14 protein-coding genes are annotated in these 14168 nt (G+C 32.6%); 1 reads left to right on the plus strand and 13 read right to left on the minus strand.

All coding sequences use genetic code 11. The features are described 5' to 3' along the window. Position 1: 1 nt before the first annotated feature. From pknB to HMPREF2846_RS11060, 6 genes are read right to left on the minus strand one after another with little or no spacing between them, the layout of a single operon-like run. Entirely contained in the window at positions 2–1996 is a 1995-nt protein-coding gene (pknB, locus tag HMPREF2846_RS11035) for a Stk1 family PASTA domain-containing Ser/Thr kinase (protein ID WP_031262705.1), read from the minus strand. Continuing rightward, positions 1996–2739 (minus strand): Stp1/IreP family PP2C-type Ser/Thr phosphatase, encoded by a 744-nt coding sequence (locus tag HMPREF2846_RS11040; RefSeq protein ID WP_023015728.1) that lies wholly within the window; start codon positions 2737–2739, stop codon positions 1996–1998. Before HMPREF2846_RS11040 ends, pknB begins: the two co-directional genes overlap by 1 nt. A gap of 6 nt (positions 2740–2745) precedes the next feature. After that, positions 2746–3840 (minus strand): dual-specificity RNA methyltransferase RlmN, encoded by a 1095-nt coding sequence (rlmN, locus tag HMPREF2846_RS11045; RefSeq protein WP_002480652.1) that lies wholly within the window; start codon positions 3838–3840, stop codon positions 2746–2748. 3 nt (positions 3841–3843) lie between these two features. Beyond that, positions 3844–5148 (minus strand): 16S rRNA (cytosine(967)-C(5))-methyltransferase RsmB, encoded by a 1305-nt coding sequence (gene rsmB / locus HMPREF2846_RS11050; RefSeq protein WP_070626642.1) that lies wholly within the window; start codon positions 5146–5148, stop codon positions 3844–3846. Next, positions 5148–6080, minus strand: coding sequence for a methionyl-tRNA formyltransferase (gene fmt, locus HMPREF2846_RS11055; RefSeq protein WP_002480650.1), 933 nt, complete (start codon positions 6078–6080; stop codon positions 5148–5150). Before fmt ends, rsmB begins: the two co-directional genes overlap by 1 nt. Beyond that, entirely contained in the window at positions 6073–6561 is a 489-nt protein-coding gene (locus HMPREF2846_RS11060) for a peptide deformylase (RefSeq protein WP_070626643.1), read from the minus strand. Before HMPREF2846_RS11060 ends, fmt begins: the two co-directional genes overlap by 8 nt. Positions 6562–6750: 189 nt before the next feature. Here HMPREF2846_RS11060 and HMPREF2846_RS11065 point away from each other — a divergent pair, with 189 nt between their 5' ends. After that, a complete protein-coding gene (locus tag HMPREF2846_RS11065) occupies positions 6751–7041 on the plus strand; it encodes a hypothetical protein (protein WP_002480648.1) in 291 nt (96 codons plus the stop codon). A 50-nt stretch (positions 7042–7091) separates the two neighbouring features. Here the strand turns inward: HMPREF2846_RS11065 and HMPREF2846_RS11070 are convergent, their stop codons facing one another. The 7 genes from HMPREF2846_RS11070 to HMPREF2846_RS11100 all read right to left on the minus strand — a co-directional run bounded on the left by HMPREF2846_RS11070 (position 7092) and on the right by HMPREF2846_RS11100 (position 14139). Next, the gene (locus tag HMPREF2846_RS11070) at positions 7092–8336 is read right to left on the minus strand and encodes a glycosyltransferase family 4 protein (protein ID WP_176745490.1); all 1245 of its coding nucleotides are present in this window, start codon (positions 8334–8336) and stop codon (positions 7092–7094) included. 29 nt (positions 8337–8365) lie between these two features. Further along, positions 8366–9577 carry an O-antigen ligase family protein gene (locus HMPREF2846_RS11075; protein WP_002480646.1) on the minus strand — a complete coding sequence of 404 codons (1212 nt, stop codon included), beginning with the start codon at positions 9575–9577 and terminating at the stop codon, positions 8366–8368. A gap of 18 nt (positions 9578–9595) precedes the next feature. After that, complete coding sequence (locus tag HMPREF2846_RS11080) at positions 9596–10564, minus strand: ATP-grasp fold amidoligase family protein (protein WP_070626644.1); 969 nt, start codon at positions 10562–10564, stop codon at positions 9596–9598. A gap of 24 nt (positions 10565–10588) precedes the next feature. Then, complete coding sequence (locus tag HMPREF2846_RS11085) at positions 10589–11779, minus strand: lipopolysaccharide biosynthesis protein (RefSeq protein WP_002480644.1); 1191 nt, start codon at positions 11777–11779, stop codon at positions 10589–10591. Then, complete coding sequence (locus HMPREF2846_RS11090) at positions 11776–12900, minus strand: glycosyltransferase family 4 protein (RefSeq protein WP_002480643.1); 1125 nt, start codon at positions 12898–12900, stop codon at positions 11776–11778. Before HMPREF2846_RS11090 ends, HMPREF2846_RS11085 begins: the two co-directional genes overlap by 4 nt. 101 nt (positions 12901–13001) lie before the next feature. Beyond that, entirely contained in the window at positions 13002–13319 is a 318-nt protein-coding gene (locus HMPREF2846_RS11095; RefSeq protein WP_023015733.1) for a hypothetical protein, read from the minus strand. Between the two features lie 187 nt (positions 13320–13506). Then, on the minus strand, positions 13507–14139 hold the full coding sequence (locus HMPREF2846_RS11100; protein WP_070626645.1) for an NAD(P)-dependent oxidoreductase: 633 nt from the start codon (positions 14137–14139) through the stop codon (positions 13507–13509). Positions 14140–14168 lie beyond the last annotated feature (29 nt).

Raw genomic sequence — 14168 nt, forward strand, 5'->3', positions numbered from 1 at the left:
TTTAGTCATATGCGACGTCTTTATCTGCGACTATTTTATCATCTACACGTACGGTATAACCAGCAGTTTTGCCTTTTTCAATTTTTAATGGAATTGAAATCGAACGGTTGCTGTTGATATGAAACGTTTGAACTGCTGAAGAACCGTCATGGTCTTTATCTCTGACAAAGACTTCTACTTTCTGACGTTCTTTATCTTCACCAGAATATGGCACTTGAACCGTTTGTGTCACATCTTTGACTGATGGATTGTCGTCAGCTTTATCTTCATCTTTACCATCATCTTTTCCTAATGATACGACAAACGTTACTGTAGAATCCTCATCAATAGATTTACTCTTAGGTGATTGAGAAATAATCTTGCCTTTTTCGACTTTATCACTGTGTACTTCTTTTTCTTTTACTGGTTTCAAGCCTTTATCTTGCAGTTCTTTTTCTGCTTTGTCATAGCTTTCACCTGTATAATCTTTGACATACACTTGTTTCACGCCTAAAGATTCAGTCAGTACGATATGTGTATCATTAATCGGCACTTCGGTATCAGCCGCTATATTTTGGTTTTCAATTAAACCACGTTCTAATTTAGTCTTAGAGTAAGCTTGTTCTACTGAAATATGTTTGAAACCAAGTTCATCTAATAGCTTCAATGCTTCCGTTTTACTTGTACCGTATAAGTTAGGCATTTGTGCTTTTTGCGGACCTTTAGATAACACGATATTTACGGTGCCATGTTCTTCTACACGCTCACCTGGTGCAGGATCTGTTGTGATAATTTGATTTTCTTGATACTTATCACTATAAGCCCGTTTTGTTTTGCCTACTTTAATATGATGTTCTTTTAAAATCTGTTCAGCTTGTGCTTCTGTTTTACCGCGCAAGTCTGGTGTTTCGATATATTTATTTCCTAATAAGCCGTACGCAATAAAGCTGATAAGACTGATTAACAATAACGCGAAAATTAACGCAAAGAAGAACTTTTTCTTTTTAGACCGACGTTTTTTAGGTACTTCATAAACAGGACCTTCTGTACTTTGGAAACGTTGTTGATTCACAATTGGAATTTCCATTGTTTGATGAATCGGTTCATTATCTTTAGTTTCTTTTGCGATTGCTGCTTTATCAATCGCGATGGTTTTAGTATCTGCTTCATCTGAAACATAAGGTGTTTCATCTTCACGACATTTTTCTAACGCACTGCTTAAATCACGTTGCATACTTTCAATATCTTGATAGCGTTTGTCTCTATCTTTTTCAGTCGCTTTTAAAATCACGTTGCTGAGTGCTTGCGGGATATTAGAACGGATATCTGTTGGATTCGGCATTTGGTCTTGAATATGTTTGATGGCGATACTGACAGCTGTTTCTCCAGTGAATGGCGGTTCACCGACTAACATTTCATATAAGACAATCCCGATTGAATAAATATCCGTACGTTTGTCTGTTGCTTCACCTTTCGCTTGTTCAGGTGAAAGATATTGCACAGTACCGAGCACATGGCTGGTTTGGGTCATGGCTGTTTCACTTAACGCTTTAGCAATACCGAAGTCTAAGATTTTCAATGTCTTATGTCGGTCTACTAAAATATTTTGAGGTTTAATGTCTCTATGTACGATACCCATTTCATGTGCATGTTGAATGCCTTCAAGTATTTGTTGTGCGAAGTTAACCGCTGTTTCAATACTTAAAGGACCATGTGTTTTTATATATTCAGAGAGTGTCGGACCTTCGATATATTCCATGACTAAGTAGAAATATTCGTGGTCTTCTCCGACATCTTTGACACTGACAACATTATCATGTGAGAGACGAGATGTATTATGCACTTCACGTTCAAATCGTCTCACCATGTCTTCTTTTTCATGTGGCGCAATATGAATCATTTTGACCGCAACTTTAGTCTCTAAGATCAAATCTTCAGCGAGGTAGACATTACTCATGCCGCCTCCGCCCAAGAATTCTATGATTTTATAACGTTCGCTGATAGTTGAACCAATCATCATACGCGGTCACCTTCTATTTCTGCCAATACGAAGCTGACGTTATCGGTTGAATCATAGGCTTGTGCTAAATCTAATAAGGCTTGGCCTTGTGTTTCTAGCGGTAAGTCTTGATTCAATTGTTCTTGAATTAAATGCGGACGGACAAAATCTGTTAAGCCGTCTGAATTTAATAATAAGTAATCATTGAAGTTCAAACGTTTCACATAGATATCTGCGACTACGAATTTATCTGTACCCATCACTTTGGTAATAATATTACGTTGTGGATGCGTAAAGGCTTCTTCTTCGGTAATTTGTCCTGTCATCACGAGATGATTGACAAAGGAATGATCGCTTGTGATTTGTTCAATTTCACGGCTGTTGATGAGATAGGCACGGGAGTCGCCGATGTTGGCGATGATGACGCGCTTATCGTAAATCAGGGCGACAACTGCTGTAGTGCCCATGCCTCTGAAATCTTCGTTAGCTGCGGCGTAGTTAAAGAGCTCTCGGTTGATGAGCTGCAGGGTGCTGCGCAGCCATTCTTCCGCTTGAGATTCTTCGACAAGGTTTTCTTGTTCGAAGAGTTCTTGGAAGCGGTTGACTACGAATTGACTCGCAACTTCGCCTGCTTTATGTCCGCCCATACCGTCGCATAAAACCAACAGCTGTTGATCAGTCATGTTGTAGAAGATGCCGCCAGCATCTTCGTTCTTTTCCCTATGGTGTCCTGTGTCTGTAAAAAATTGTGCATTTAACATAGGTTCCTACCTCGTTTCTACTTGACGTTCCTTCGCTCTTAATTGTCCGCATGCGGCATCGATATCTGAGCCTTGGTTACGTCTAATTGTCGCATTAATACCTAAACGTTTGAGTTCTTTTTCAAACTTAAAGATATCTTCTTTAGATGTCTTCACGTAATTTCTTTCAGGCACATGGTTCACTGGAATCAAGTTGACATGACAGTTCAAACCTTGAATTAAATGTGCCAGTTCTCTCGCATGTGTAAGCTGATCGTTTACACCGCCGAATAAACCATACTCAAACGTAATACGACGATTCGTTTTTTCTTGATAGTACTGAATAGCTTCCATTAATTTATCAATTGAATATGCACGGTTGATCGGCATTAATTTAGAACGAATTTCATCGTTCGCCGCATGTAAGCTGACCGCAAAATTGATTTGGATTTCTTCATCTGCGAAATCATAAATTTTAGGGATAATGCCTGATGTTGAAACCGTGATATGACGTGCTCCAATATTTAAACCATTGTCGTGGTTTACAATTTTTAAGAAGTCCATCATTTCATCATAGTTCTCAAATGGTTCACCAATACCCATAATTACGATTGAAGAGACACGCTCATCTGTCGCATCTAAGGCTTTTTGAACAGTAAGCACTTGGGCTACGATTTCTCCTGCTTCTAGGTTACGTTTCAATCCGCCGAGCGTAGACGCACAGAATGTACATCCGATACGGCAACCTACTTGTGTTGTTACACAGACAGAATTACCATATTCATGGCGCATCAACACAGTTTCAATTGTATAACCGTCTTGTAATTCAAATAAGAACTTGATTGTCCCATCACGACTTTCTTGTTTAACGGCAGTTTCTAAAGTCGTGATTGTAAAGTTGTCTTTTAATAATGCGCGCAAGTCTTTAGATAAGTTTGTCATTTCGTCGATTGTATCGACACGTTTCTCGTAGAGCCATTCAAAGATTTGTTTTGCTCTGAATTTCTGTTGGCCATGTTCGACTAACCACGCTTGCATCTCTTCATAGCGTAGTGAATAAATTGATTGCTTTTCAAAATCAGGAAGAAAACGATTCTTTTTCTTCTTTTGAGGTGTAATCATGAATTAACTTTCCTTTCTTCTAATCTTTGTAATAAAGAAACCATCTGAGTCAAAGTCTTGCGGTAAGATTTGTAAGGTCTTTACTTCCTCTCCTGTTCTAGGATGTGGGAATGGTTCAAATTCAAAGTCTTTGTTTTGTTTTAAAAATGTATAAATCACATTTTCATTTTCCATCTGTTCTATTGTACATGTTGAATAGACAATCACGCCACCCGGTTTTACAGAATCTTTAATATTATTCATAATTTCTAACTGTAAGTCGACTAATCCATCGACCGTTTCCGGATTTTGTGTATATTTAATTTCTGGTTTATGGCGTAACACACCTAAACCGCTACATGGAGCATCCACTAAAATTTTATCATACTTTGCGTCATATGGCTTTGTCGCATCGTGTTGAAACGCTGTGACATTCTTCAAACGCAACTTACGAATGTTATGCTCAATTAAATCAATTTTATGCTCATGGATATCCGTCGCATCGACATGACCGCTGCCTTTTAATAATTCAGCAGTCTGACACGCTTTACCACCTGGTGCACTACAAGCATCTAAAATATTTTCACCTTCAACAGGTGCTAAGATTTCAGCTACAAACATAGAACTTTTATCTTGGATAGATACATAACCATCTTTAAATGCACGGCTTTCTACTACTGGACGTCCTGACACATGTAAACAATAGTGAATATCTTTATCTTGTGATACTTCATAATCTTCTTTTTCTAAGCGTACTATCGCATCTTCAATCGTTGTTCTATGTGTATTGACACGTACTGTTTGACCTGGTCGTTCAAGCAACGACTGAGCAATTGCTTCGGTTGTTTCTATACCAAAATGTGTCACCCAATGTTTAACAATCCACTTAGGCAAGCTGTACATAATCGCAATACGTTGTTGGTCATTTTCGATATCTGCAGGGTTTGGTAAATCACTGCGCATCATATTACGTAAAATACCATTCACAACTTTACTGTTATGCAGCCCACCACGTTGTTTAGTGATTTCAACTGCTTCATTGATAATTGCGTGATCTGGGATTTTATCTAAATATTGATATTGGTAGATACTCATCCATAGTAAACGGCGCATCCACCCTTTAATCTTCGTTTTTACGAAAGGCTTCAAATAATAATCAAGTGTATATTGATGTTTCAACGTACCATAGACTAATTCTGTTAATAAACCTTTATCCGCACGGCTCAATTCATTTTCTTTTAAAACTTCATTAATCTTTAAGTTACTGTACGCTTTGTCTTGGATAATTGCTTGTAATGTGTCAAATGCGAGTGTTCTCACTGTCTGCATTAATTTAATTCCTTCCCAACTAAGTCATCTTGGTAGCCGCTTAAGAAGTTCGCAGTCGGCATACGTTTTTTACCTGATAATTGAATATCTGTTAACGCAATCGCATCAGATGAACCTGTTCCGACAATGATTGCTTTCTTTGTCGTTTCAATAATTTCACCTGGTTTGCCTTCTTTTCCTTCTACTATATGTGCTTGATATAACTTCACATTTTTATCATCTAGTTTTGTATATGCCACTGGCCATGGTGATAAACCACGGATATGGTTGTAAATATCTTGTGCAGATTTTGACCAATCGATACGTTCATCTTCACGACTGATATTTGAAGCGAATGTTGCCTCTTCCTCATTTTGTTCAATACGTTCATTTGTACCATTAATAATGTCTGGTAAAGTTTTCGCAAGTAAATCTGCACCTAAGAAGCTTAATTTATCGTGCATAGAACCTACATCATCATTTGCTTCGATGTCAATGGCTTGTTGTGAAATGATGTCGCCTGCATCTAGTTTTGGTGCCATATACATAATCGTAACGCCTGTTTCTTTTTCGCCATCGATAATCGCTTGATGAATCGGGGCCCCGCCACGGTATTTTGGTAATAATGAAGCGTGCACATTAATTGCGCCTAAACGTGGCGCATCTAACAATGCTTTCGGTAAAATTTGACCGAATGCTGCTGTCACGATTAAGTCTGGTTTTAAATCAATTAATGTTTGTAAATCCTCTGATTGTGAAATTTTTTCAGGTTGATAGACTTCAATCCCATTTTGTAATGCCACTTCTTTTACTGGCGGCGGTGTCATAACACGCTTACGCCCTACTGGACGATCTGGTTGTGTTACAACCGCAATCACATCTTCTTTCGCGATTAACATTTCTAATACTTTTGTGGAGAAATCTGGTGTTCCCATAAATATAATTCTACTCATCTTCTAAATACGCCTCCAATTCTTCTTCAGTCAATTGTTTTTCTATCTTATCTGTAAAAGGCACGCCATTTAATTGATCTATAATATGAAGAATCATGCGTGCAATATCATCATATGCGGTTAATTCTACTGTATTGCCTTCAACATCATTACTTTGAACGACAATCATTTGACTGCGTGTAACTGTCCCAAAGATATCTGGAAATGATACATCGCCTTCTAGTTCAGTCACTTTCGTTTCTGATTCACTGACAATACTTGGATTGATTAATTGAAGTAATCCGTCCGCTTCCATATCGATAATCGCTGCTTGTTGTGAAACCCCAATTTGTGGTGCACACAAAGCAGATGCTTCTGTTTCATATAAAGTATCCTCTATATCTAATAATAACTGTTTCAACTGACTATCAAACGTTTTAACATCCTCTGCTTGTTGACGCAATATTGCGCTTGATGCAGACACTAAAGGTTTCACTGCCACATTCATCGACTCCTTAAAAAATTCATCTAATCATTATATCGTAAAACACTCAGAAAAGCGATACATCCACAAAAACAAACAACAAATTCCTAATAAAATTAAGATTTAAAACAAAACAAAATGGGTAAAGTATTAATGTTGTATAAATTTAGGGTTTATACGCGTATTGATTAAAGGTGGTGAATATTCTTGGATGATATCACACGTGATCAGGCATTCATCGTTGCGGTGTTGTATAAATATTATACAGAAAAACGTAACGCTGATATGACACCTGAACAAGCGAATGATTTCAAGGATTCTTATTCATTACAAGAAAACTATTTCTGTGATAAGGATCGAGACCCATTCTTAGACGATTTGAAAGTCTTATTTGATAAAGGATATGTAGACGGTAAATGGGACGGGACAAAAATTAATGATGTTCGCTTATCAGACAAAGGCTTTGATGAAGTGAACACGAACTTATTAAGTAAATAGAACAAACAGTAAAGCACATCTCAAGCGAGTGAGATGTGCTTTGTTTAACTTTATCTTTCAATAACCTCTATTAATTTGTTAGTAAGATTTTCAAAATCAAAGTTGATAGATTTCTGTTTTGAATTTTCACCTTGTGTTCTTGCTTCATTTTCATTTTGAGCAAGATCAACTAAAGCTTTAGCAACTTCTTCTGGTGTTTGATTTTTTGCACAGTAACCACAATTTTCTGTTTCAATTACACTGTAGCCAGTCGAATAAGTTTGAATAATAGGTCTACCCGCTGCTAAATATTCAAACAATTTATTTTGACTCTGTCCATATTTATCTAAGTTTGTACTGCGATTATGAAGTATATTGCCATAAGAGTTTTTCAAAATAAACGGAACATATTTTTTATGTACTTTTCCTTTAAATACTATATTAGATAATTTCAATTCACTTACTTTTTCTTCTAAATTAGTTTTCTCGTCTCCATCGCCATAAACAAGAATTCTTATGTTTGAATCTGGATATTTTTCGTCTAATATTTTTGCAACATCAACTAAAAACGATAAGTAGTTTACTTTTCTTATTGATCCAGTGTATACATAATTTTTATAATTAGTGTCCATTAGTTCTGAGTCATTTACTTTATATAAATCAGCATTCTGATTAAAGTTTTTTAAAACTACACCATTACTAATATGGTAAATTTTTTCTTCTGATATTGAAGAGAACCAACCTTGATTTTTAATATAATCCTTACCACCTTGCCACGTCATTACAATTGCATCAGCTTTTTCATAAATTTTCTTTTCTGCTTGATACATTATTTGTGTAATTGGGTTGCTTTTACTTAAAATTTCATATGCAACAATACTTTCTGGCCATAAGTCTCTGACTTCAACTATACATTTCACTTGTAATTCTTTTGCTATTTTTAAACCTGCTATTAAAGTGAGTGGATGTACACTTGATGCTATAATAATATCCGGTTTGCCATATCTTTTTCGATATTCTTCTGATACTTTAAGTAATCTTTTACTAAAAGAAAGCATATTTAAAATTCTATGATGGTTATTTGAATTATAAGTATGGGATTTCACAAAAACAAATGGAATTTCGTTAACAACTCTTTCTGCATACAGTTTTCTGTTGGTATCTATAACATCATTAGAATTATGTCTCGTATTTGCACAAAATATTGTAACTTTATACCCTTTTTTCTTTAAAAATTCTGCAAACCAATAATGTCTTCCGCCTTCATTAAAATAATTGTCTGTAGCATAATGGTTAAATATCCATATATTTTTCAAGTTAACAACCTCCATATTTTTTCGATAAATCATTCTATTATCATTTTGCTTTCTTTGTTTAAGTTTGTCGCAACACTATATCCAACACCCATTATAAATACTTGTAGCAATCCTACTGATAACTGATTTTGGAATAAGGTAATCTCAAATGATTGGTGTACAATTACTCCTAAAAAATAACTAGCAGATAATTTAACAATGAAATTATCTCTTTGTTTTACCATTGCATTCCATATAATCAATAAAATAGCTGAAATTAGTATTAAGCCTAAATAACCAATTTGCATCAAAATATTTAAATATAAATTATGTGGCGACTGATCATGTGAATATAATTCTTCTGCCATAGTTCCAGGGCTATAACCAAACCAAGGCTTTTCATTAATTAATTCAATTAATGGAATCCACAAGTCATTTCTACCAGACATTATACTTTTACCAGTATGATCCAACATCCACTGTTCTATAGGTGTAAAGAATCTAAAAGTAGGTAACATTGGATAGATATAAACAAATGAAATACTAAGTATAATTATGAGAGCAAAAAATAAGACTGCTATAATTTGATACTTAGTTAAAAATTTCCAAAATAAGAACACGAATATCGTTGCAGCTATACTCAAAAGTATAGATCGTGTATCACTAGCGAAAACAAGAATTAAACTAATAAAAAGAATTCCAATATATATAATTTTAAATTTAGAGTATCTTATACCTAATATCAGGAAGAAAGAAGTATAAAACATATAAGGACCAATCAGGTTTGAATTATTATATATACTTGCAAAGAAACCAGGTAAACCCATTGCTACCCATACTATAAAATGAAATAGGACGAATATTGCGACTAACACATTTATATATTTAAGATTTTCAAAACTTATTTTGATAAAAGATAAATACATAATGATTAATAAACACGCAATCATTTGAATTGTATTAATTAAATCCTTCATTTCAAATGTATTATTTGAAATAGAAGTAACACATACCATTGTCAATAATAGAATTAAAATCAATACTGCCAACTGCGATTTATCAAAAGGAACTAATTTACTGATATAAATAAGTATTCCTAAAGCGGCAATAAAAAAAGTTAGAAACAGCGATGCAGTTCCAATAAGGACAGTTGCAGATTCTGTCGCATTAAGTGATCCTATAATTATTAACAAATACAATATGAATATAACAATTGTAGATACTTTAATCGTAAACTTATGTTCATGCAGATTATTTTTCATACTTTACCTCCTTAACCATTAATGATTAAGCTGCTTTTTCAAATCGCTTTGAGGAATTTTATTCAAATGAATTTTTTCTCCATACTTTAATTCATTTTCTAATGGGTACAGCACTAATTGGCCGCCATTAGGATGAAATGTCATTTCACCAAAATACAATTTATCCTTACTCACAAAAAAATCAACTCTACAAAACGGAAATCTCGACGCTAAATTTTCAGATACTTTAATCATTTCAGGTATAAATTTACTGAATTTGAAATCATCATCATTAAACTCTTGTCTTTTGATATCTATATTCATTTTATTCAGGTCTGTGTCGTATAGATTAATTTTACTTTCTAGAGATTGGTTGCCTTGCTCATCATTAATATTTTTTATGATAGCAAAAAATTCTACTTTACCTTCAAATACGAAGAATTTATAATCAATAAATTCCGTCATATCTAAATACTCTTCCACTAAAATTTTAGGTCTAATATTCTTATAATTCCATTCTCTTGAATATTTAAAATAGTTATCTTTCATAGCTGCATCAAATTTTTCTTTAGTTTTCTTTAAGTTTGTTTTGTTTTTTTCAACTGCTTGGTTTACCCCAGATGTATGGTTGGTTTTTAAAAATACTTTATCTGGCAATTTTTCAAAGTTAATATCATTAAAATTATCATATGCACCTAATAAAGGAGGTAATAAGTTACTATACTCATTATCAATTAAATGCTGTCTCATTAGATACTTATCAGTATACTCAGTTTGCAAGTCATTTCTATAATTCAACTTCAGCCAATTTATTTTTTCAACAAACATCTTAGGGTTTTTCAAGTTTAGTTTAATAACTGTATTATGTTTTATATTGAGCTTTGTAAATTGCTCGTCACTCAAAAATCTCATCAATTTAGCTTTTATTTTACTCATTTTCTTATATATATTTTTAGTACTTTCTCTTAATAACAATTTTCTAATAGCTATCTTAATACGACTAATCATCTTATTCCTCCATGTAATCTGTTTTTATACTTTTAGTTTTGAGAAGATATACAATTGTACAGATAGCTTTATTGAGTATGTAACTAATTGAGCAACTGCAATCATAACTAAACTATGGCTAAAAATACTTAATATCATTGATAATACTACAAAAAAGATTAGCGTTAATATGTCAATCAACGCTTTGCGTTTTAATGAATAATATTTAACTAAGAAACTACGTATAATGTAATCAGCACAAATCAATCCAAACGTTATTGTTACAAATAAATATATAGGTTTGACTGCTTCTAAATAATTTTCATATAACAGATATATCAAAATATAGCCAACAAAATAGGAAATAACAAATACAATAACACTTACAATCGGCATCAACATTAATACGCGTTTTTTAATTCTTTTTGTGATTTTTTCAGTATCAGCAATGTAACTCAAAATAACTGATGAAATCATTGTAAACGGGAATAACATTAATTTAGTTGGCAAAGTTGCTATATAAAAAATCGAAACACTACTTGCACCAAGTAAAAAACTTGTTATAAATCTATCAGAATAGTTCATTAAAGATCCTGCACAGCCTGATATTAATAAAAAAGTTAGTGCTGATGCTTCAAAATAATAATTTTTTGTTTTGAACAATGCAATTACATTAACTTTAACTAATAGGTAAGTAACTACATTAATCAACAACTCTATCACTACAAAACATAAAAGAACGCCTCTCACACTTTCTATAGGTAAAAAGTATAGCAATATATACATAGAACTAAGTACTAAGTTAACATAAAGAATTTTCATAAATTCTTTTTTCACCCTGTAGAAAACTAGTAAAAACATTCTACTCGACGTAAATAAAACTAATAAATAAATTAGTAAATATTCTATTTCATCAATATGAAATACCCAAATTGATACAGAAAATATCACAGATACTAACGTAATATATAGCAACAACTTTTTATAATACGTGTAAAGTGCAGATTTGTTATCTAGTTCTTGATCAAACGTGTTAAATTTTTTTTGATACAGATTGGTAAAACTTGCATTTAAGGTTATTACCAATACATTAAAGTAACCATATATTATTAAAAATCTACCGAACTCCCCTTGACCAAGTGCTTGTTCGAAATTGGGAAATAAAAACAATTGTTGAACCGCTATAAATAAACCTTGAGATAATATGTTTATTAACATATCTTTGATAAATTTCATTGTTCAACCCTTGCCTTTGCTATTTCGTAAATTTCTTTGTGTTTTAAGGCATTGTTTTGCCAAGAAAATCGTTTCTTATCTATTTGACTAATATTTTTTTGTATTACATTATAATTTTCAATAATTTTTCTTACTTGCTTTATTAATTCATTATTATTTGTTGGGTTTACAGAATAACCAACATACCCTTCTTCAAAGTATTTATCAAAACCTTCATTTTTGGTATATATAACAGGTAAATTTTGTGTCAGCGCTTCTAAGTACACTAAGCCAAACGTTTCTGTAAAAGAAACCATTATAAAAACGTGCATATTTTTCATAATTTCTACAATGTTTTGTTTGCCTTTTTTGCCAAGAAAATACATATTAGGATATTTTTTTAAATTCTGGTAATATTTCAAATCAACTACATCACCAACTATATAAATATTTACATTTCTTCCTAAGTTTTTAGCAGTAAGATTTTCAGCTAAAAATTCCAAATTTTTATTTTTCATAATCCTACAAACACAAATAACATTTATATCTTCATTAATATGTTTTGTTTGGTCACTGGAATGCTTCAACCAATAATCATTAATACCATTAGGTATGACATGTGATTTTTCGTAAATTTCTTTTTTTATTTTTCTAGTACCAAACAACATTTCTATAGTATTGTTTTTATAAGACTCCGATAAAAATATTATTTGACTGGCTTTTTTTAAAATTTTTCTTCCTAAAGGTAATAGGTGCTTGTAAAATTTCATATAAAAATTTATATCAGTATTTCTCACTGTAACAATATATGGCTTACCTGATTTTAACGCTTGATAACCATCTGAAAATAAAGTGTGTGCGTGAACAATATCGTAATCATTCAAGTCTAAGTTTAATGACTGAACCCAAGCTAGTATCTTCTTTTGCTTTTTAAAATAAAAGAAACGATCAATTGATTTTAAAAATTGTTTTTCAAACACATTTGTGTTTGTTTCAATCAACTTATCACTAACGTTTGCTTCATCTTTAATTTTCCTTGGCATAATAACATCATTTCTAACACCTTGTTTTTCTAATTGATTAAACATTTCGCTATATAAAGGTGAATGTAAGTAATTGCTATTAAAATGCAAAATTTCCATAACATCTAACCTTTCTTTTTAAATTGATAGCTTAATTCACTGGATACCTTTGCTAAGGCGTAAAAAAGCACCTACCAAGATTTCTTAGTAGATGCTTTAAACTATTGTAAAATAATAAAGAAAACAATAACAAATATGCTTACAATGAACCTTACACTTTGTGCTAAAAAGATGATTTTCCCAAAAGTTCGCTTTTGATAAATACCTATGCCTACTTGGATCATCGCAAATCCAATGATTAAAAGAATCAGAGCTGGTATGAAATTAGCAATTAAAGCTCCGATATCTAACAATAAGCTTCCTACTATTAAGAGGATCATTGTAATTTTAGGTGTTTTCGGATTACGTGCTAACATTAATATCGCAGATAAAAATGTGAAAACTGAAAATGCTATGATAAACGTTTTGAGCAGAATCATAAAATCACTCCTTGATTCCTTATTATACATGAAAATAATCATTACAATATCAAAAAAGGGATATTAACTTATAGTTACCTATATAAGATATATACACCTGTACAAGTTAGTGCATTCTTAATAATAAAACCTCATTAAAAGCAATTTACTTTCTATTGCTTTTAATGAGGTTGCTTTTTATTATCAGTTAACCAGAAACTACTGTGATACCTTGGTTTGGATATTGATCATTTTCAGCTTCATCTATAAATGCGTTGCTGAAATCACTGTACGATACATAAGATTTATTTCTTGAGTTATAAATAATTGTATCAGTACCCAATTTATAATCGTTGGTTTCTGGACCATTAAAATCAAACATGCTTGCAGGACTTACAAACGTCCAGTCTTTTAGTTTGTCTTGCGCTGCTAGAATATCATAAGCTTCAGCCATTTTTATAGCTGATTCTTTTACAGTCTCTGGGATATTTGGATTATCCGCTACTCTTGTTGTTTTACTATCATCTATATACAATCTACCTGTTCCACCAACAAACATCAGTTTTACATCTATACCGTCTAAAATATTAATAAGATGATTAGTCATTTGAATATATAACTCTTCTTTCCCTTTTGGTGCGCCAAATGCGACGAATACTGCATCAAAACCTTCTAAATCTTCACGAGTAATATCTAATATGTCTTTTTCTACATATGGAACATCAAATTGTAATTTATTATGATTTCTGACAAACGCAGTAACTTCATGGTTTCTCTCTAATGCTTTTTCAGTTAAGAGCGTTCCTTGTTTACCCGTTGCGCTAATGATTGCTATTTTCATCGTTTCATCATCCCCTTTTGAAAATTAAT

Source organism: Staphylococcus sp. HMSC056G08 (assembly GCF_001812305.1).
GTDB classification, from domain to species: domain Bacteria; phylum Bacillota; class Bacilli; order Staphylococcales; family Staphylococcaceae; genus Staphylococcus; species Staphylococcus simulans.